Source organism: Vibrio viridaestus (assembly GCF_003856525.1).
Classification (GTDB): Bacteria; Pseudomonadota; Gammaproteobacteria; order Enterobacterales; family Vibrionaceae; genus Vibrio; species Vibrio viridaestus.
Map to the genome: position 1 here is coordinate 23,876 of NZ_RJVQ01000006.1, position 20,556 is coordinate 44,431.

At 42.7% G+C, this 20,556-nt stretch carries 21 protein-coding genes; 19 read left to right on the forward strand and 2 right to left on the reverse strand.

The window, feature by feature from the left end; translation table 11 throughout:
• Window positions 1-76: 76 nt before the first annotated feature.
• The 5 genes from queA (at window position 77) to secF (ending at window position 5,646) form a co-directional block, all read left to right on the forward strand.
• Complete coding sequence (gene queA, locus EES38_RS13935; RefSeq protein WP_124937822.1) at window positions 77-1,126, forward strand: tRNA preQ1(34) S-adenosylmethionine ribosyltransferase-isomerase QueA; 1,050 nt, start codon at window positions 77-79, stop codon at window positions 1,124-1,126.
• A 115-nt stretch (window positions 1,127-1,241) separates the two neighbouring features.
• Window positions 1,242-2,372, forward strand: coding sequence for a tRNA guanosine(34) transglycosylase Tgt (gene tgt / locus EES38_RS13940; protein ID WP_124937823.1), 1,131 nt, complete (start codon window positions 1,242-1,244; stop codon window positions 2,370-2,372).
• A gap of 103 nt (window positions 2,373-2,475) precedes the next feature.
• Window positions 2,476-2,808 (forward strand): preprotein translocase subunit YajC, encoded by a 333-nt coding sequence (gene yajC / locus EES38_RS13945; protein WP_124937824.1) that lies wholly within the window; start codon window positions 2,476-2,478, stop codon window positions 2,806-2,808.
• A gap of 21 nt (window positions 2,809-2,829) precedes the next feature.
• A complete protein-coding gene (secD, locus tag EES38_RS13950; protein ID WP_124937825.1) occupies window positions 2,830-4,686 on the forward strand; it encodes a protein translocase subunit SecD in 1,857 nt (618 codons plus the stop codon).
• Between the two features lie 12 nt (window positions 4,687-4,698).
• Entirely contained in the window at window positions 4,699-5,646 is a 948-nt protein-coding gene (gene secF, locus EES38_RS13955; RefSeq protein ID WP_124937826.1) for a protein translocase subunit SecF, read from the forward strand.
• Window positions 5,647-5,712: 66 nt separating this feature from the next.
• Here the strand turns inward: secF and suhB are convergent, their stop codons facing one another.
• Complete coding sequence (gene suhB, locus EES38_RS13960; protein ID WP_124937827.1) at window positions 5,713-6,516, reverse strand: inositol-1-monophosphatase; 804 nt, start codon at window positions 6,514-6,516, stop codon at window positions 5,713-5,715.
• Between the two features lie 185 nt (window positions 6,517-6,701).
• Between suhB and trmJ the strand changes: the two genes are divergently transcribed.
• From trmJ to iscX, 9 genes are all read left to right on the forward strand, one after another.
• Window positions 6,702-7,421, forward strand: coding sequence for a tRNA (cytosine(32)/uridine(32)-2'-O)-methyltransferase TrmJ (trmJ, locus tag EES38_RS13965; protein ID WP_124937828.1), 720 nt, complete (start codon window positions 6,702-6,704; stop codon window positions 7,419-7,421).
• Between the two features lie 127 nt (window positions 7,422-7,548).
• Window positions 7,549-8,070: a Fe-S cluster assembly transcriptional regulator IscR gene (gene iscR, locus EES38_RS13970; RefSeq protein ID WP_124937829.1), complete on the forward strand. Its 522-nt coding sequence runs from the start codon at window positions 7,549-7,551 to the stop codon at window positions 8,068-8,070.
• Window positions 8,071-8,098: 28 nt separating this feature from the next.
• On the forward strand, window positions 8,099-9,313 hold the full coding sequence (locus EES38_RS13975) for an IscS subfamily cysteine desulfurase (protein ID WP_124937830.1): 1,215 nt from the start codon (window positions 8,099-8,101) through the stop codon (window positions 9,311-9,313).
• Between the two features lie 37 nt (window positions 9,314-9,350).
• Window positions 9,351-9,731 (forward strand): Fe-S cluster assembly scaffold IscU, encoded by a 381-nt coding sequence (iscU, locus tag EES38_RS13980; RefSeq protein ID WP_124937831.1) that lies wholly within the window; start codon window positions 9,351-9,353, stop codon window positions 9,729-9,731.
• Between the two features lie 71 nt (window positions 9,732-9,802).
• Window positions 9,803-10,126 (forward strand): iron-sulfur cluster assembly protein IscA, encoded by a 324-nt coding sequence (gene iscA, locus EES38_RS13985; RefSeq protein WP_124937832.1) that lies wholly within the window; start codon window positions 9,803-9,805, stop codon window positions 10,124-10,126.
• A gap of 58 nt (window positions 10,127-10,184) precedes the next feature.
• Window positions 10,185-10,700: a co-chaperone HscB gene (hscB, locus tag EES38_RS13990; RefSeq protein WP_124937833.1), complete on the forward strand. Its 516-nt coding sequence runs from the start codon at window positions 10,185-10,187 to the stop codon at window positions 10,698-10,700.
• Between the two features lie 22 nt (window positions 10,701-10,722).
• Entirely contained in the window at window positions 10,723-12,573 is a 1,851-nt protein-coding gene (hscA, locus tag EES38_RS13995) for a Fe-S protein assembly chaperone HscA (RefSeq protein ID WP_124937834.1), read from the forward strand.
• Window positions 12,574-12,591: 18 nt separating this feature from the next.
• On the forward strand, window positions 12,592-12,930 hold the full coding sequence (fdx, locus tag EES38_RS14000) for an ISC system 2Fe-2S type ferredoxin (RefSeq protein WP_124937835.1): 339 nt from the start codon (window positions 12,592-12,594) through the stop codon (window positions 12,928-12,930).
• Window positions 12,931-12,950: 20 nt separating this feature from the next.
• Complete coding sequence (iscX, locus tag EES38_RS14005; protein ID WP_124937836.1) at window positions 12,951-13,145, forward strand: Fe-S cluster assembly protein IscX; 195 nt, start codon at window positions 12,951-12,953, stop codon at window positions 13,143-13,145.
• 68 nt (window positions 13,146-13,213) lie between these two features.
• Here the strand turns inward: iscX and EES38_RS14010 are convergent, their stop codons facing one another.
• Window positions 13,214-14,833, reverse strand: coding sequence for a methyl-accepting chemotaxis protein (locus EES38_RS14010; RefSeq protein ID WP_124937837.1), 1,620 nt, complete (start codon window positions 14,831-14,833; stop codon window positions 13,214-13,216).
• A 262-nt stretch (window positions 14,834-15,095) separates the two neighbouring features.
• Between EES38_RS14010 and pepB the strand changes: the two genes are divergently transcribed.
• The 5 genes from pepB to ispG all read left to right on the forward strand — a co-directional run bounded on the left by pepB (window position 15,096) and on the right by ispG (window position 20,541).
• Window positions 15,096-16,388 (forward strand): aminopeptidase PepB, encoded by a 1,293-nt coding sequence (gene pepB / locus EES38_RS14015; RefSeq protein ID WP_124937838.1) that lies wholly within the window; start codon window positions 15,096-15,098, stop codon window positions 16,386-16,388.
• Window positions 16,389-16,411: 23 nt separating this feature from the next.
• The gene (ndk, locus tag EES38_RS14020; protein ID WP_124937839.1) at window positions 16,412-16,837 is read left to right on the forward strand and encodes a nucleoside-diphosphate kinase; all 426 of its coding nucleotides are present in this window, start codon (window positions 16,412-16,414) and stop codon (window positions 16,835-16,837) included.
• Window positions 16,838-17,024: 187 nt separating this feature from the next.
• Window positions 17,025-18,146, forward strand: coding sequence for a dual-specificity RNA methyltransferase RlmN (gene rlmN, locus EES38_RS14025; protein WP_124937840.1), 1,122 nt, complete (start codon window positions 17,025-17,027; stop codon window positions 18,144-18,146).
• 302 nt (window positions 18,147-18,448) lie between these two features.
• Window positions 18,449-19,411: a cytoskeleton protein RodZ gene (gene rodZ, locus EES38_RS14030; protein WP_124937841.1), complete on the forward strand. Its 963-nt coding sequence runs from the start codon at window positions 18,449-18,451 to the stop codon at window positions 19,409-19,411.
• Between the two features lie 8 nt (window positions 19,412-19,419).
• The gene (gene ispG, locus EES38_RS14035; protein WP_124937842.1) at window positions 19,420-20,541 is read left to right on the forward strand and encodes a flavodoxin-dependent (E)-4-hydroxy-3-methylbut-2-enyl-diphosphate synthase; all 1,122 of its coding nucleotides are present in this window, start codon (window positions 19,420-19,422) and stop codon (window positions 20,539-20,541) included.
• The last annotated feature ends 15 nt before the right edge of the window (window positions 20,542-20,556 follow it).

Genomic DNA, 20,556 nt, shown 5'->3' on the forward strand with positions numbered 1-20,556 from the left:
GCTGTATCTTAGTGTGACTTGAGTATATACTAGCGCGCTGCTTATGATGACATCAGAAAAAAGTTAGACCCAAATTATGCATGTTTCAGATTTTCACTTCGATTTACCCAATGAGCTCATCGCTCGTTATCCCAAAGAAGAACGCACTGCTAGCCGACTTTTACAGTTGGATGGTAAGACTGGTGAGTTGACGGACCGTACGTTCAAAGATGTATTGGATATTGTTCAGCCAGGCGATCTTCTGGTCTTTAATAACACTCGAGTCATTCCTGCTAGGATGTTCGGGCGTAAAGCGTCTGGCGGTAAGATTGAAGTGTTGGTCGAGCGAATGTTGGACGAGCACTCAATACTTGCTCATGTTCGTTCGTCTAAACCACCAAAACCGGGGGCTGACCTGTTTTTAGGTGATGATGATCAGTATCCTGCCACAATGGTAGCCCGTCATGATGCGTTGTTTGAAATTCGTTTTGAAAACGCAAAAGTGGTATTGGACATACTGAACGATATCGGTCATATGCCGTTGCCTCCTTATATTGACCGCCCAGATGAAGATGCGGATAAAGAACGTTATCAGACTGTTTATGGTGAAAAGCCTGGTGCTGTCGCGGCGCCAACTGCAGGTTTGCACTTCGATAAGCCATTGATTGAACAGATTGAAAAAAAAGGCGTTCAGCTCGCCTATGTGACTCTTCATGTGGGAGCGGGAACATTTCAGCCAGTGCGTGTTGAAGATGTTGAAAATCATCACATGCACTCAGAATATGTCGAAGTATCACAAGACGTGGTAGATGCAATAAAAGAGACCAAAGCGAGAGGCGGTAGAGTTATTGCTGTTGGAACGACATCAGTTCGTTCTTTAGAAAGTGCGGCTCAGAGCGCTATTTCTAAGGGTGTTGAGTTAGAAGCGTTTTTCGGTGATACCGAGATTTTTATCTATCCAGGCTATGAATATCAGATTATTGATTGTCTGATTACTAATTTCCATTTACCCGAGTCAACATTGATTATGCTAGTCAGCGCTTTTGCTGGTTACGAGCATACTATGAACGCTTATCATCATGCTGTGGAGCAGAAATATCGCTTCTTTAGTTACGGTGATGCAATGTTCATTGAAAAGAAAGTCTAACCTTAAAAGGTTACTATTGAGTCAGTCGTCCGGTAGTCGACTACTGATTACTGAAAACTAAAAAACCGATTACTATCAGACCGTCAGATTGTTTCTCTGGCACTGTGGAGGCTTTGTGAAGTTAAAGTTTGAATTAAAGAAAACAAATGGGAATGCACGTCGTGGACAGATTACCTTTGAACGAGGTACTGTTCAGACTCCGGTATTCATGCCTGTAGGGACATATGGCACAGTAAAAGGTATGACACCAGAAGAAGTGAAAGATACGGGTGCCGAAATTATTTTAGGGAATACCTTCCATCTATGGCTACGTCCTGGTCAGGAAGTGATGAAGATGCATGGAGACCTGCATGACTTCATGAACTGGCAGGGACCCATTTTGACTGATTCAGGCGGTTTTCAGGTGTTTAGCCTGGGTGATATCCGTAAAATCACTGAAGAAGGAGTTCATTTTCGTAACCCTGTGAATGGTGAAAAAATCTTCATGGATGCAGAAAAGTCAATGGAGATTCAGAATGATCTTGGGTCTGACATCGTGATGATTTTCGACGAATGCACGCCATATCCAGCAACGCATGATGAAGCGAAAAAGTCGATGGAAATGTCGTTACGCTGGGCACAACGATCTCGAGAGCATTTTGATAAACTGGAAAATCCTAACTCACTATTCGGTATTGTTCAGGGCGGTGTTTTTGAAGACTTACGTGATGTTTCAGTAAAAGGGCTTACCGAAATCGGTTTTGATGGTTATGCTGTGGGTGGACTTGCCGTTGGGGAACCTAAAGACGATATGCATCGAGTGTTAGAGCATACCTGTCCTCAGCTTCCTAAAGACAAACCTCGTTACTTAATGGGGGTTGGCAAACCAGAAGATTTAGTAGAAGGTGTACGTCGCGGGATTGATATGTTCGATTGTGTGATGCCAACACGAAATGCGCGTAACGGACACTTGTTTGTCACAGGTGGCGTGGTGAAAATTCGTAACGCTAAGCACAAAACAGATACAACACCATTGGATCCGCATTGCGATTGCTATACATGTAAAAACTACTCCAAGTCGTATTTACACCATTTAGACCGTTGTAATGAAATTCTGGGTGCGAGATTAAATACCATCCATAATTTACGTTATTATCAACGTCTAATGGCTAGTATTCGTCAAGCGATTGAAGAAGACCGCTTTGACCAGTTTGTGGAAGAGTTTTACGCTCGTCGTGACCGTGAAGTTCCACCACTGAAAAAATAGTCGGGGAAAGGTGATGAAAATGATGACGTGTTCTTGATTTTTCGTCACTTTAACCCAATTGATTGATACAACTAAACAACAATAACTTAGAGGACGTTTCTCGATGAGTTTAATTTCAGTTGCCCACGCTGCGGGCTCAGGTGCCCAACAGGGCGGTGGTTTTGAAATGGCAATTATGTTGGCAGTGTTTGCTGTCATATTCTATTTCATGATCTATCGTCCACAGGCGAAACGCCAGAAAGAGCACAAGAACCTGATGTCATCGATGTCAAAAGGGGACGAAGTTCTAACAAATGGTGGCCTTGTTGGTAAGATTACAAAAATCTCTGAAGACAATGCTTTCATTGCAATCGAACTTAATCCAAATAATGAAGTTGTCATTAAAAAAGACTTTATTACAGCAGTGCTACCAAAAGGTACGCTGAAATCTCTATAAAACAGCTATAGGATCCTCGCTGTGTTAAACCGATATCCTTTGTGGAAGTATTTAATGGTGGTGTGTCTTATCGCCATTTGTGCATTGTATGCTCTTCCGAATATCTACGGTGAAGATCCGGCTGTTCAAATAACAGGGGCGCGTGGCGCCTCTGTTGAAATGTCTACGCTGGATACTGTCACTACTGCTCTTAAAAAAGAGCAAATTCCTTTTAAATCCGCAGCCTTAGAAAACGGGTCTATTCTCGTTCGCTTTAAAGATACGGATACACAAATTACTGCTCGAGACGTAATTAATACTGCTCTGGACAACAACTCCATTGTGGCATTGAATCTAGCGCCATCGACCCCTTCATGGCTTCAGTCAATCGGGGCCTCACCAATGAAGCTTGGTCTTGATCTTCGTGGTGGTGTGCACTTCCTCATGGAAGTGGACATGGATGCCGCGATGGAAAAGCTTATCGGTCAGGAAGAAGAGTCTTTCCGCTCTGAGCTACGTGAAGAGAAATTACGTTACCGAGCGATTAAAACAACAGATAATCATGCGATTGAAGTTGTACTTAAAGATGAAGAGCAAGCTAATCAAGCTTTGGATATTCTTCGCTCTAAACACAATGACATGACGTTCAACGCTCAGGAGAACAATGGCCGATATAGTTTGGTCGCTAGTTTTACTGAGACTCGCTTACAAGAAATTCGTAATTATGCGGTAGAGCAAAATATCACTATTTTACGTAATCGTGTTAACGAGCTTGGTGTTGCCGAACCGTTGGTTCAACGTCAGGGTGCAAGTCGTATTGTGGTTGAATTGCCTGGCGTACAAGATACAGCGCGAGCTAAAGAAATCCTTGGTGCAACTGCCACTCTTGAGTTCCGTGAAGTGGATACTAGTGTCGATGCTTCTGCCGCTGCGGCTGGTCGAGTTCCACCTGGAACAGAAGTCAAACTTGATCGTCAGGAACGCCCTGTTGTACTGAAAAAACGCGTTATTCTTGGTGGTTCTAGTATTACGGATGCAAGTTCAAGCACTGACGAGTATGGACGCCCACAAGTTAACATCTCACTAGATAGTGAAGGTGGTAGCAAAATGTCAGCGTTCTCGCAAAAAAATATCGGTAAGCTAATGGCGACTGTATTTGCTGAGTACAAAGACAGTGGTCGTAAAAATGCAGAAGGCAAAGTTATTCTTACTAAGCATGAAGAAGTTATCAACCAGGCGACGATTCAGTCTGCGCTAGGCCGTAACTTCCGTATTACCGGTATTGATTCAACAGCTGAAGCACATAACCTAGCATTGTTACTTCGTGCCGGCGCCCTGATTGCACCGATTTCTATCGTCGAAGAAAGAACTATTGGTCCATCAATGGGACAACAAAACATCGATATGGGTGTTCAGGCATGTGTCTGGGGGCTTGTGGCTGTTATGATCTTTACGCTGCTGTACTATCGTAAGTTCGGTCTTATCGCTGATATCGCTCTTATTGCAAACCTAGTTATGATTGTTGGTGTGATGTCTTTAATCCCTGGAGCAACGATGACGCTACCCGGTATTGCAGGTATCGTACTTACGGTCGGTATGGCGGTTGATGCCAACGTTCTGATATTTGAACGTATTCGTGAAGAAATTCGTGATGGCCGTAACCCGCAACAAGCGATACATCAGGGTTATGCAAATGCGTTTAGCACCATTGCCGATGCGAACATCACCACGTTAATTACAGCAATTATCCTATTTGCTGTCGGTACGGGGGCGATAAAAGGGTTCGCAGTAACACTTTCCATCGGTATTTTAACTTCTATGTTCACCGCTATTGTGGGTACACGTTGTATCGTGAACCTCCTTTATGGTGGTAAACGTATTAGTAAGTTATCGATTTAAGGAGGCAAACGTATGTTTCAAATTTTGAAAACCAGTGGCACGATTCAGTTTATGCGCTGGTCGAAGTTTGCTTTCGCATTCTCGTTATTAATGATTGTCGCTTCAATCGGCACGCTTGCAGTTAAAGGTCTTAATTTTGGTTTGGATTTTACTGGTGGTACGTTAATCGAAGTCGGGTTCGAGCAGCCAGCAAATCTAGAAAAAGTTCGCACAGCGCTTTCTGACAAGGGATTTGATGATGCTACAGTACAAAACTTCGGTTCTACTCGTGAGGTAATGGTTCGTCTTCGCCCGCGTGATAACGTTGCAGGTGAAGTGTTAGGCAACCAGATTATCAGTGCAATCAAAACCGGAACGGGGCAAAGTGTTGAAATGCGCCGTATTGAGTTTGTCGGTCCTAGTGTAGGTGACGAACTGGCCGAAGCGGGTGGTATGGCTATTATCGTATCGTTGATCTGTATCTTGCTTTACGTTTCAATGCGGTTCCAGTGGCGTTTGTCAGCTGGTGCGGTACTTGCGTTAGCACATGACGTTACTATTACTTTAGGCGTATTTTCCTTTTTACAAATTGAAGTAGATTTAACCATCGTTGCAGCATTGCTTACGGTTGTGGGTTACTCTCTTAACGATACCATTGTGGTATTTGACCGTATCAGGGAAAACTTCCGTAAAATGCGTAAGGGTGAACCTGCAGATATTATGGACAACTCAATTACTCAAACGTTGAGTCGTACTTTAATTACGTCTGGTACTACCTTATTCGTAGTAATTGCACTGTTTGTTAATGGCGGCGCGATGATTCACGGATTTGCATTAGCGTTACTACTTGGTATTACAGTAGGTACATACTCTTCGATTTATGTGGCTTCAGCGTTAGCACTCAAACTGGGCATTACTCGTGAGCATCTAATGCCACCACAAGTTGAGAAAGAAGGCGCAGAGTTTGACAGTATGCCATAGGCATTTGTCGGATTTGTGATAAAAAAAACCGCTGACATGTCAGCGGTTTTTTATTGAATTAAGCAATTATTTGATGATTGCTTCGTTTCCATTTTCACGGATATGTTTAAGCATTGATTTCACTAGACGTGGGCTAGATGCCACAATATTACCTGATTTCATGTAATCAGTGCCGCCAGAAAAATCGGTAACGATGACGCCTGCTTCACGAGCAATCAGTTCCCCCGCAGCCATATCCCAAGGCTTTAGGCCTAATTCAAAGTAGCCATCAACACGACCAGCAGCAACGTAGCAAAGGTCCAACGCCGCAGAACCAGCACGACGGAAGTCCGCACATTCAGTGAATAGAGCCGAAAGAATTTTAAGGTAAGATTCGGAATGTTGCTTTTGTTTAAATGGGAAGCCTGTTGCTAATACTGTACCGTTCAGGTCTTTACCTGGTTGGATACGGATGCGAGCGTTGTTTAATTGCGCGCCTGAACCACGTTGAGCTGTGAAAAGATCGTTTAGCATTGGGTCATAAACACAAGCTACTTCTGTCCTGCCTTTGATGCGAACAGCGATAGACACAGAAAAGTGTGGTAGGCCTTTAACGAAATTTGTTGTTCCATCCAGTGGGTCTATGATCCATTGTACTTCAGAGTCTTTTCCGTCGATAACGCCACTTTCTTCTGCAATGATAGAGTGGTCTGGATAAGAAGTTTTGATCACATCAATAATGATGGACTCAGCTTCTTTATCAACATTAGTAACGAAATCATTAGTGCCTTTTTGAGCTGATTGAATCTTGTCAGCGTTTTCTAGAGATTTAGCAATATGATTACCTGCTTTTCGCGCAGCGCGAATAGCGATGTTTAGCATTGGATGCATACGATTTTCCCAACGGATGTTAAAGAACGAATATAAAAGCGGGCGAGAGTATACCAAAGTTTTATTAAAAAGGAAGTGGTTAAATTATGTTCTGTTAGTCGGATGTATAGAAGGCTAATTATTATTTTATGCATCTTAATATGATAGTATTCCCCCCTGCCTTGAGATTCTAAATTGTAAACATCATGCTTGAAAACGTAAAAGTGGTACTTGTTGGTACTTCTCACTCCGGTAATATTGGCTCAGCAGCAAGAGCAATGAAAGTGATGGGACTAAAAAATATGGTCCTTGTTGATCCTCAATGCGAAGTTGATGGCCAGGCTGTTGCTCTCTCTGCGGGTGCAAGTGAAATTGCACTGAATGCCCCTATCGTAGCTACGTTGGAAGACGCCGTTAAAGAGTGCAGTTTAGTTGTGGGTACGAGTGCTCGCTCTCGTTCTCTCGAATGGCCAATGCTTGACTCGCGCGAGTGTGGTGAGAAAATTGCAGATGAATGTCGTACCAGCCAGATTGCAATGGTTTTTGGTAGAGAAAGAACCGGATTAACGAACGAAGAGCTTCAGCTTTGCCACTATCATGTGTCAATCCCAGCTAATCCCGAATATAGCTCATTGAATCTCGCCATGGCGGTTCAGACTCTTTCCTATGATGTGCGCTTGGCATATCTAAACTTGCTTGATTCGCAGTACCCAGAAATTCGCGAGCAAGAGTATCCTCGTCATGAAGAGTTAGAAATGTTTTATGCACACCTTGAAAAAGTGTTACTTAAGACAGAGTTTATTGAGCAGGACCGTCCTAATCAGGTGATGAACAAAATGCGCCGCCTTTTTAATCGAGCGCGCCCAGAAACTCAGGAGCTCAATATTCTTCGCGGAATACTAACTTCGGTTGAGAAGAAACGGTAGAGACTCTAATTAACCTTGTTTTCTTTAAGGATGAATACCTGACTATTTTGGTCAAATAAATACTTGACCAAAATAGTCAGGTATGTGAAAATTGATCCCACATAAATGATGTGGATAGGGTAATGTTATGAGACTCACCTCAAAAGGAAGATATGCTGTGACTGCCATGCTAGATGTCGCGTTGCATTCACAAAAAAATCCAGTGCCTTTAGCGGATATTTCTGAGAGACAGGGTATCTCATTGTCTTACTTAGAGCAGCTGTTTGCGAAACTACGCAAAGGTGGACTGGTTGCAAGTGTCCGTGGTCCCGGTGGTGGTTATCGCTTGGGCGCAGATGCATTTACTATCTCAGTTGGTCAAGTGATCGCAGCTGTTGATGAATCCGTTGATGCGACAAAATGTAATGGTAAAGGTGATTGCCAAGGTGGTACTCGCTGTTTGACTCATACATTGTGGCGTGATTTAAGTTCACGAATCACAGACTTTTTAAATAATATTACGCTTGGCGAATTAATGAATGATAACGAAGTGTTAGAAATTTCAGATCGTCAAGATGTCGACCTTGCTATTGGCCAACGCCAAAATCACAATGATACGAATTCTGTCTCAATTAGTGTGGCAAATGCAGGTTTGAGTGCTCGCTCGTAAGAAGCGAAGTTATACATTGGAGTAGAAGATGAAACTGCCTATTTATTTAGACTATTCAGCAACATGTCCCGTTGATACTCGTGTTGCTGAAAAGATGGTTCAGTACATGACAATGGATGGGGTTTTCGGTAACCCAGCATCTCGATCGCACCGTTATGGCTGGCAGGCAGAAGAAGCAGTTGATACCGCTCGTGAGCATATCGCTAATCTATTGAACGCGGATCCACGTGAAATTGTTTTCACGTCTGGCGCAACAGAATCGGATAACCTTGCAATTAAAGGTGCGGCTCACTTCTACGGTAAAAAAGGCAAGCACGTGATTACGTGTAAAACAGAACACAAAGCGGTTCTGGATACTTGTCGTCAGTTAGAACGTGAAGGTTACGAAGTCACTTATCTTGAGCCTGAAACAAATGGCTTAATCGATATGAACAAGCTTGAATCTGCGATGCGTGACGACACAGTTCTTGTTTCTATCATGCATGTGAACAATGAGATTGGTGTTATTCAGGATATTGCTGCTATTGGTGAGCTGTGTCGTGAACGCAAAATTATTTTCCATGTTGATGCTGCTCAATCTGCAGGTAAATTACCAATCGATGTTCAAGAGCTAAAAGTAGACTTAATTTCTCTTTCTGCTCACAAAATTTATGGTCCTAAAGGAATTGGTGCCCTGTACGTTCGTCGTAAACCACGTATTCGCCTTGAAGCGCAAATGCACGGTGGTGGTCATGAACGCGGTTTCCGCTCTGGTACTTTGGCGACTCATCAAATCGTCGGTATGGGTGAAGCATTCCGTATCGCGAAAGAAGAAATGCAGCAAGATTATGACCACGCAAAACAACTTCGTGATCGCTTGCTAAACAATTTGAAAGACCTTGAAGCTTTAACCATCAATGGTGATTTAGAGCAACGTCTGCCGCAAAACTTGAACATTAGCTTTGCTTTTGTTGAGGGTGAATCTTTGCTTATGTCACTGAAAGATCTGGCTGTATCATCAGGCAGTGCGTGTACATCTGCAAGTCTAGAGCCTTCATATGTATTGCGTGCATTAGGTCTGGATGATGAGCTGGCACACAGTTCTATCCGTTTCTCATTTGGTCGTTACACGACTGAAGAAGAGATCGACTACGTAGCAGAACAAATCTGCGTAGCGGTTAATAAACTCCGCGACATGTCTCCTCTATGGGATATGTATAAAGAAGGGATTGACTTGGGCTCTGTAGAGTGGGCTCATCACTAATCACTCCAAGGAAGTAGAGGATTTGAGGTATTAAATCATGGCATACAGCGAAAAAGTATTAGATCATTATGAGAATCCTCGTAACGTGGGTTCTTTTGATAAAGAAGATCCAACCGTAGGTAGCGGTATGGTAGGTGCACCAGCATGTGGTGACGTTATGAAACTGCAAATCAAAGTATCAGCAGATGGTATTATTGAAGACGCTAAATTCAAAACGTATGGCTGTGGTAGTGCGATTGCCTCAAGCTCACTAGTTACAGAATGGGTTAAGGGTAAGTCGATTGATGAAGCTGCAGCTATCAAGAATGCAGAGATTGCTGAGGAGCTTGAATTGCCTCCAGTGAAAGTTCACTGTTCAATTCTTGCTGAAGATGCAATCAAAGCAGCTGTTGCAGACTACAAGAAAAAGCACCAGTAATCGGTTAGAATGGAAGGATGCAATTTTAGCGTCCTTCTCATTAACAGTTTTTGTACATAAGGTTTTTAAGTATGGCCATTTCTTTAAGTGAACCCGCAGCAGAGCGTGTTAAAGCCTTTTTAGATAATCGTGGAAAAGGACTTGGCTTACGCCTTGGTGTTAAAACCACGGGCTGCTCTGGTATGGCATACGTTTTAGAATTCGTTGACGAGCTTAACGAAGAAGATCATGTGTTCGAAGAGCGCGGTGTCAAAATTATTGTCGACCCAAAAAGCTTAGTCTATCTCGACGGCACTCAGCTTGACTACGTTAAACAAGGTTTAAATGAAGGCTTTGAATTTAACAACCCAAATGTGAAAAGCGAGTGTGGTTGTGGCGAAAGCTTCAACGTTTAACGATTTATATCGTCAACGTGATCCGATTTGAGAGCCACAGATTAAGGCTATTATCGACATGAATTATTTCGAATTATTTGGGCTACCAACACAATTTTCTGTGGATGGTAGCCTTCTTTCTTCTCAGTTTCGCGTGTTACAAAAACGTTTTCACCCAGACAACTTTGCGTCGGGTACAGAACGTGAACGTTTGACTGCTATTCAAAAAGCATCCGAAATTAACGATGCGTTTCAGATCCTGAAAAATCCTATTTCCCGCACCGAGTATCTCTTATCACTGAATGGTGTTGATATTCGCGACGAACAGCAAACGATGCAGGATCCTGAATTCTTAATGCAGCAAATGGAATTACGCGAAGAGCTGGAAGAGATTGAATCAAGCAGTGATATAGAAAGCGCGCTTTTCGACTTTGATGCTAAAGTTGCGAAGTTATACAAAGAGCTCATTCAACAGGTTGAAACCGAGCTTGAACAGGCGCATTGGGAAACGGCTGCAATCACCGTTCGCAAATTAAAATTCATTGCAAAATTAAAGAATGAAATAGCTCGAGTAGAAGATAAGCTCCTGAGCTGATTCAAATAGAAAGGAAGTTGTAATGGCATTACTTCAAATAGCAGAGCCGGGTCAGAGTTCAGCTCCTCATGAGCACAAACTCGCTGCCGGTATCGATTTGGGTACGACAAACTCGTTGGTCGCCACAGTCAGAAGTGGTAAGGCCGAAACATTAGCGGAAAACCAGCGTAGTATTGTTCCTTCTGTCGTGAACTATGGTAACGAGAATGTTTTGGTAGGGGATACCGCTCGCCAGCTCGCTCAGACAGATCCTGAAAATACCATTATTTCTGTGAAACGCTTGATTGGTCGTTCTCTAGAGGACATTCAACAACGCTACCCTAATATGCCATATCACTTTAAAGCGAGTGACAATGGGTTACCTATTTTACAAACTGCTGGTGGTGATAAAAATCCAGTCCAGGTTTCAGCCGATATTCTTAAAAGCCTCGGTAAGCGTGCATCAGATAGTCTTGGCGGTGAGTTAGCGGGAGTGGTTATCACGGTTCCTGCTTATTTTGATGATGCCCAAAGAGCGAGTACAAAAGATGCCGCGCGCCTTGCTGGACTGCATGTATTGAGATTACTCAATGAGCCAACCGCAGCGGCTATCGCTTATGGGTTGGATTCCGGCAAAGAAGGCGTAATTGCCGTTTATGACCTAGGTGGCGGTACGTTTGATATTTCAATTTTACGTTTGTCCAAAGGTGTGTTTGAGGTCATGGCAACGGGTGGTGATTCAGCGCTAGGCGGTGATGATTTTGACCATTTGATTGCTGACTACATCAAAGAACAGGCGGGTATAGAAGATAAGCTATCTGCTGAGCAATATCGAATGTTACTTGATGCCTCTACGGCAGCTAAGATCGCTCTTTCTGATCAAGACGAAGCTGAAATAGAAGTTCTCGGTTGGCGTGGTAGCCTAACAAAGGCGCAGCTTGATCAACTTATTCAGCCTTTGGTTAAGAAGACATTGATGTCATGTCGCCGGGCTTTAAAAGATGCGGAAGTGGATGCCGATGAAGTGATGGAAGTAGTGATGGTTGGTGGTTCCACACGAACTCGTTATGTACGTGAAATGGTGGGTGAATTTTTTGGTAAAACACCATTGACCAGTATCAATCCTGATGAGGTGGTAGCTATAGGTGCGGCTATTCAAGCGGATATCCTTGCTGGTAATAAACCCGATAGCGAGATGCTATTACTGGACGTTATTCCTCTTTCATTAGGAATTGAAACGATGGGTGGTTTGGTTGAAAAAATTATTCCTCGTAACACGACGATTCCAGTGGCGAGAGCACAGGAGTTTACCACGTTTAAAGATGGCCAAACTGCAATGACAGTTCATACCGTTCAAGGTGAACGGGAGCTTGTTGACGATTGTCGTTCTCTTGCTCGTTTTGCGTTAAAAGGTATTCCACCAATGGCCGCAGGTGCTGCGCACATTCGTGTTACCTATCAAGTTGATGCCGATGGATTGTTGTCTGTCACAGCAATGGAAAAAAGCACCGGAGTACATGCAGAGATTCAGGTTAAACCATCCTATGGTTTAAGTGATGACGAAGTCGCTAATATGCTTAAAGACTCTATGTCGCATGCTGAAGATGATATGAAGGCGAGAGCTTTGGTCGAACAACGAGTTGAAGCTGACCGTGTCATTGAAGGTTTAATTGCTGCTATGCAAGCCGATGGCGATGAGTTACTTAGCGAAGAAGAGCGTCAAGCATTAATAAAATCCATCGAAGCTTTGATTGAGCTCAGAAATGGAGATAATGCGGATGCAATTGAGCAAGGAATTAAAGATACAGACAAAGCAAGTCAGGAGTTTGCATCACGTCGTATGGATAAATCCATTCGTGCTGCTCTGTCTGGTCAGTCTGTAAATGATATATAACAAGTAGAGAAAGCCAGTATGCCAAAAATTATTGTTTTACCGCATGATGACCTTTGTCCAGAAGGTGCGGTCCTTGAAGCCCAAAAAGGCGAGACGATTCTGGATGTTGCACTAAAAAACGGTATTGGAATTGAACATGCTTGTGAAAAGTCGTGTGCTTGTACCACGTGTCACGTGATCGTACGCGAAGGCTTCGACTCACTTGACGAGAGTGATGAATTGGAAGAAGACATGCTAGATAAGGCTTGGGGCTTAGAGCCAGAGTCTCGTTTAGGGTGCCAGGCTAAAGTGACAGATGAAGATTTAGTGGTAGAAATTCCTAAATATACGCTAAACCTCGCTTCTGAAAATCATTAGAATATAAGTGGGGCAACATAATGAAATGGACTGACTCAAGAGACATCGCTATTGAACTAAGTGAAGAATATCCTGATATCGATCCTAAAAATGTTCGATTTACCGATTTGCATCAATGGATTTTAGATCTTGAAGACTTTGATGATGATCCGAATCGTTCAAATGAGAAGATACTCGAGGCTATCATCCTTTGTTGGATGGATGAACTGGATTAGTTGAATCGTTATAAAGTAAAAAAGCGAGCGTAAGCTCGCTTTTTTGTTTTATGTGAAAGTCAGATTATTTAGATCTTAAATTGTGATAACTGTTTTTTCTGCTCGTCAGCGTTTTTACTTAATGAACGGGTTACTGACGTGACCTCATCAATAGCTGCGACGTTTAGATTCACCATATCAACGGAAGTGGCGATATTTTTTGAAATTTCGTCAGTGACACTGGTTTGTTCATTTGAGGCAGTCGCAACAAGATTATTCATATCCGAAATCGAGTTAACAGCATCCGCAATATGAGAGAATGACTTGCTTACCAATTCAACCATTTTTTGCGATTCATTTACCAGTGATAAATTCGATTGCATGTAGTGGTCGGCTTGTTCTGCCTGCTCTTGTAGTTTGGTTATAATGTCTTTGATATCCACTGTCGATTTTTGAGTTTTAGCCGCCAACGTTCGTACCTCATCGGCTACGACTGCGAATCCACGTCCCTGCTCGCCAGCTCGAGCTGCCTCGATAGCTGCATTGAGCGCCAGTAGGTTTGTCTGTTCCGAGATACCGTTTATTACGTCGATAACAGCTCCAATTTCTGTCGAGTGAGCCTTGAGCGTATTTACCAGCGCAGCAGACTCTTCCATGGAGGACTCTATTTTTGTGGCAATACTATTAGATTGCTCAATCGATTTATAACCCTGCTTAACACTATCAAGGGCATCATTAGCTGAGCTCTTGGCCATCGACGCATTTTGACTGATTTCGGCTGCTGCGCTGGCCATTTCCGTTATTGCTGTCGCTACCATTTCGACTTGAGCCAGCATTTCTTGGGAGTTGTGCCCAGTTTGACTCATTGTATTTTCAAGAGTCAGGGAGTTTTGATTGACGATATCTGCTACGGAAGTCAACTTCGTGGTTATGGTATGGAATTGTTTCGATGATGTATTGAAGTTTTCTGCCAGGATTCCTATTTCGTTGTTACCCATTGGCTCTAACGTTGTGCGTAGGTCACCTTGTGACATCGCGATAATCGCATTTTGTATGGTTTGAATCGCTGATGTAAGGTAGCGAGAGATAACAAACGCGATGCCCAGAACAATAATCGCAGCCGCAATAACGGAAATAATCAGAATATTTTTTGATTCTCCATATACCACGTCACCATATAAACTGGCCTCTTTGGCTGAACGACTGTTTAACTCTGATAGATTGAGTAACACGTCTGAGTATTGATTATACGCATCTAGAGATTGTCCTAGAAACAGCTCCTTTGCTTCCTCGTCTTTATTCTCTCTCGATAGGGTTAACAGTGACTCTTGAATAGACAAATAGCTTTGATAGTCACGCTCGAATTGATTCATAAGGCTGCTCTCCTCATTACTGGAGATCAGCTTTTTGTACGACGCTATGGTCTTATCAATACTGGTTTTGACTTGGGTGATTGTACTATCTGCTTTGGCAATTTCTTGCGCATTTGTCGAAATGATATGGACCGCTTCATTATTTCTCAGATCGGCTGTTTGGGTATTAAGCCTTTCTACGAGGCGAACTGAGGGCAACCAGTTGTCTGATATAATAGTTGATTGATCATTGATTATGGTCATTTGTCTCATTGAAATAATGAGTAAGGCGACCAGGGCTACTATTGGAACAATAAAGCCAAAGGCCAAAATATGACTTAGCTTAAAATTTCTCATATGGGTTTTCCCAATAAACGGTTTAATTAAAGAATGTCACGGAACGTTCAATGAGAATTTAGTTCAACTCGGGTTAAAGCGCCAAGTCGACAGCAGAATAAAGTGAGATGAATTTGACTAAATTAACAGCGCTCGTCACTTGGCTTTTGCGCGATAGTCAGTAGATGTTTATTAAGTTGACATATTTACCCCACATAATGCTAACATCAGTAACGTTAACTATATGAAATGGCAACTATCAAGCCAGAGACAAGGAGAAACCATGTCTGCAAGTATGTCGGTATATATCAGTCAATCAAAAGCTCCGGAGCAATGGGGAGAGAAAGCGCTTCTTTCTTTCGGACAGTCGGGAGCCACTATTCATCTGTTCGAGAGCCAAGATCCTCTCGCTCTTGTTCAAAAAGCAGCTAGAAAACTTGATGGTCAGGGTATTCGAAATGCTGAATTAAGCGGATCTGATTGGGATCTGGAATCCATTTGGGCATTCTATCAAGGTTACCGTGATCCAAAGAAAGCAAATCAATTATCTTGGCCTGACTTAGAAGAAGCTGAACAGGCAGAACTTGAGGCTCGCATTAAAGTATCCAGTTGGGCTCGAGATATTGTTAATAAGAGTGCAGAGGAAGTTGCTCCAAGACAGTTAGCGACAATGGCGGCTGAATTTATTAAATCCCTTGCTCCAGAAAAGGTCACTTATCGAATCGTTAAGGACAAAGATCTTCTCGCTGAAGGATGGGAGGGCATTTTTGCTGTTGGTCGTGGTTCGGATAGAACATCGGCGATGCTGCAATTAGATTACAACCCCACTGGCGACGAAAATGCTCCCGTATACGCTTGCCTAGTAGGGAAAGGTATTACTTTCGATTCTGGTGGTTACAGCCTTAAGCCGTCAAACTTCATGTCATCCATGAAATCTGACATGGGTGGTTCAGCAATGGTTTCTGGTGGCTTAGGTCTTGCTATCCTCAGAGGCTTAAACAAACGTGTTAAGCTTATTCTTTGCTGTGCTGAGAACATGGTTAACGGCCGAGCCCTCAAATTAGGTGATATCATCACTTACAAGAATGGTAAAACCGTTGAGATTATGAATACTGATGCGGAAGGGCGCTTAGTTCTTGCCGATGGTCTCATTTTTGCGTCAGAACAAAAACCAGAATTAATCATTGATTGCGCTACACTTACTGGAGCTGCCAAAAATGCTCTTGGTAACGATTATCACGCATTGCTCTCATTCGATGATGAGTTATCGCATAAAGCATTAACAATTGCTAAGCAGGAAAAAGAAGGCTTATGGTCTTTACCTCTGGCTTCTTTCCACAGAGAGATGTTGCCATCGAGCTTCGCTGATTTGTCTAACATTTCTTCTGGTGATTATTCACCAGGTGCAAGCACAGCAGCTGCATTTTTATCGTATTTTGTCGAAGACTACCAAAAAGGTTGGTTGCACTTTGACTGTTCAGCTACTTATCGTAAATCACCTAGCGATAAGTGGTCCTCTGGTGCTACAGGTACTGGAATTAGAACCCTAGCAGGGATATTAGGTGAGTCAGCTTAAAATATAAAATAAAGGATATGCTTATGGCGCGCGAAAGAACATTTTCTATTATAAAACCGGACGCCGTTGAACGTAATTTGATTGGTGAAATCTATCATCGTATGGAAAAAGCCGGGCTTCAAATTGTGGCAGCGAAAATGGTGCATTTAACACAAGAGCAGGCTGCCGGTTTTTATGCCGAGCACGAGGGTAAACCATTTTATGAACCGCTTGTTGAGTTTATGACTTCAGCTCCAATTATGGTTCAAGTCTTGGAAGGCGAAAATGCCATTACGCGCTATCGTGAATTAATGGGTAAAACCAATCCAGAAGAAGCTGCATGTGGTACTTTGAGAGCGGATTATGCTAAAAGTATGAAGTATAACTCAGTGCATGGCAGTGATAGCCCTGAGTCTGCAGCGAGAGAAATCGCTTTCTTTTTCCCTGAGTCAGAAATCTGCCCTCGATAAGCTTTATGCTATTAGGTAAAATTGAAGATAAATCCCGGAGCTTATATCCGGGATTTTTTCTATGTAGTTGTATAGAAAGTATCTTTATGAAATGCTCACGGTGCCAAATTTGGAAACACTTGTTGACCTTGATTAAAGGCTGTACAATGCGCGCCCTGAATTTAATGTTCGGTTTATGAGAGGCTCCATGACCACAAAAATCAATCTACTCGACTTTAATCGCCAAGCTATGCGAGAGTTCTTTGTCGAAGAACTGGGCGAAAAAGCGTTTCGCGCCGATCAGGTGATGAAGTGGATTTATCACTTTGGTTGTGATGACTTTGATAAGATGAACAACATTAATAAAGTGTTGCGTCAAAAACTTCATGCCCGTTGTGAGATTAAGGCACCAGTAGTGGCCGAAGCCCAGCATTCGTCTGATGGTACAATCAAATGGGCGATGAAAGTCGGAGATCAAGATGTTGAAACGGTTTATATACCAGAAGATGATCGCGCAACATTATGTGTTTCTTCTCAGGTTGGTTGTGCGCTTGAATGTAAGTTTTGTTCAACAGCTCAACAAGGGTTTAACCGTAACTTGAGAGTGTCCGAAATCATTGGTCAGGTTTGGCGAGCAGCCCGAGAAGTTGGCCTAGAAAAAGAAACTGGCCGTCGACCTATTACTAACGTCGTTATGATGGGTATGGGTGAGCCATTGCTCAATATGAAAAACCTGATTCCGGCTCTGGAAATCATGTTAGATGACCTAGGTTTTGGTTTATCAAAGCGTCGTGTAACAGTGTCAACGTCTGGTGTTGTATCTGGCCTTGATCAAATGACTGGCAAGATTGACGTTGCATTGGCGATTTCTCTGCATGCTCCGAATGATAAACTGCGCAGCGATATTATGCCGATCAATGATCGTTGGGATATACAAGACTTTTTGGCGTCTGTTCGTCGATATATCGCGACATCGAATGCCAACCGTGGAAAAGTAACGGTTGAATATGTGCTGCTAGATCATGTAAATGATGGTACTGAACATGCCCATGAACTTGCGGAACTGATGAAAGATACTCCGTGTAAAATAAACCTTATTCCATTTAATCCTTACCCAGGATCGCCGTACAAAAAGCCGAGTAACTCTCGAATCGATCGCTTCATGAAAACGTTGACGAGTTACGAGCTCACCGTAACCGTACGCAAAACTCGTGGTGATGATATCGATGCTGCTTGTGGGCAGTTAGTTGGTGATGTTATTGACAGAACCAAGAGAACAAAATTAAAACAGAGTGTTGGGGAACCAATTCCTGTAAAAGCGGTCAATTAATCAATAAGCCAGACAAATGTCTGGCTTTTTTGTATATTCTTTAAACGACGCATATGACTTTTGTCAAAGAAAAGAAAAACCTTAGGCTCAAAAGAAGCTCAAATGGAACAGTCTGTTGTTTAACGTATATAATTCTTTAGAATGTGTTTTTTTAAATATCGAAACTATTTGAGTTATTGATATTTTTAACGCTAAGATTGTCTATACTGACTTAAATGTATACACTTTTTATAAAAACGATGAAAAGAAATAGATAAAAAGGGTTTACTCAACGCAAAACGAATAAGAGATAGAATTCGCGGATGAATACAGAGACAGAAACAGTCAAAGAAGAGGCTCCAGTAACACCTGGACAATTACTCAGGGAAAAACGTGAATCTCTTGGCCTTTCAATTGAACAGGTTGCTAACCGTCTGAGGTTAAGAGTCGCAATTATAAACGCCATCGAGGCCGATAATTTCGATATTGATAAGGTAACAACGTTTACCAAAGGTTATGTGCGTTCTTACGCTAAATTAGTAGGAATAGAAGAAAGCATCATTCTTGCTGCATTCAATAGATGTACCGGCGCCGATGATAGAAAAGAAGTTGAATCGGTTGAAATGAAGAGTTTCTCACGCCAAACATCGAAGAAGCAGCACAATAACCGTATTAATTTAATCACGTTTTGTATTGTCATTATTGTTGTGGGAATTTCATCTGTATGGTGGTACCAAAATCAGCAGCAAGATTCTTTGAGACCATCCTCTGCAGCTCAGGCTCAAGAAGAGCAGGAAGGTGATAATGTTGCGCCGACAGAAGATATTTCAACAGATGAAGCTACGGCTGAGGATGTTGATGCTCAGAAGAAGATAGAAGAAGAAATTGCACCGGAAGAGCCTGCAGCTGATGATTCAGTTAACAGCGAATCAGCGGAATCAGCATCTGAAACAACTGATACTGGTTCGGTAAGCGATGAGACATCAGATGTCTCGGATGATTCTAATGTCAGTGAGCCAACAGACGCAGTTGTAACTACTACAGCTAGCACCCCAGAACTTGTGATGAATTTTACCAAAGATTGCTGGATTAGCGTGAAGGACTCATCCGGCAAAACTCTTTCTATTGGTCTTAAAAAAGCGGGTAGTCATCTTAATCTTGAAGGTGAAAAGCCATTTAGTGTTGTTTTAGGTGCTCCTGAGAGCGTTTCAATGACATTTGCAGGTGAACCCGTCGACCTTTCTGGGTATACTTCAGGCAAAGTAGCTCGATTCACCTTACCATAGAAACGAATATGCAACACGAATCTCCAATTAAGCGTCGTCGCTCGACACGTATATACGTGGGCGACGTTCCAATCGGTGATGGTGCGCCCATCGCTGTACAATCCATGACGAACACGCGTACTACTGATGTGGACGCTACCGTTAAACAAATAAAGGCTCTAGAGAAAGTGGGTGCAGATATCGTTCGTGTTTCTGTTCCTACCATGGATGCTGCTGAAGCGTTTAAGCTGATAAAACAGCAGGTATCTGTTCCCTTGGTTGCCGATATCCATTTCGATTACCGTATCGCATTACAAGTCGCTGAGTACGGTGTTGATTGTCTGCGTATTAACCCTGGAAACATAGGGCGAGAAGATCGAATCCGTTCGGTTGTCGATTGTGCTCGTGATAAGAATATTCCTATTCGTATCGGAGTTAACGGTGGATCGCTGGAAAAAGATCTTCAACTAAAATACGGTGAACCAACGCCCGAAGCTTTAGTTGAATCGGCAATGCGCCACGTTGATATCTTAGATCGTATGAACTTCGATCAATTCAAAGTCAGTGTAAAAGCGTCGGATGTTTTTCTGGCTGTTGACTCGTATCGATTACTCGCTAAAAAGATAGATCAACCTCTCCATCTTGGCATTACTGAAGCGGGCGGTGCTCGTGCTGGTTCTGTGAAATCGGCTGTGGGACTGGGAATGCTTCTTGCTGAAGGTATCGGTGATACATTGCGCATTTCTCTTGCTGCTGATCCTGTTGAAGAAATTAAAGTTGGCTTTGATATTCTAAAATCCTTACGTATCCGCTCAAGAGGAATCAACTTTATTGCCTGTCCATCCTGTTCACGCCAAGAGTTTGATGTAATCGGTACTGTCAATGCTCTCGAACAGCGGCTCGAAGATGTGCTTACTCCAATGGATGTGTCTATCATCGGTTGCGTTGTTAATGGCCCAGGTGAAGCGGAAGCATCTCATCTAGGACTCGCTGGTGGTAACAGAAAAAGTGCATTTTATGATGATGGTGTCCGCCAGAAAGAGCGATTCGACAATGATGATCTCGTCGATCAGTTAGAAGCAAAAATTCGTGCTAAAGCGTCGATGCTTGATGAAAAAAATCGCATTGATGTAACTTCAGTTGATGAATAAATTTAAAGAATTACG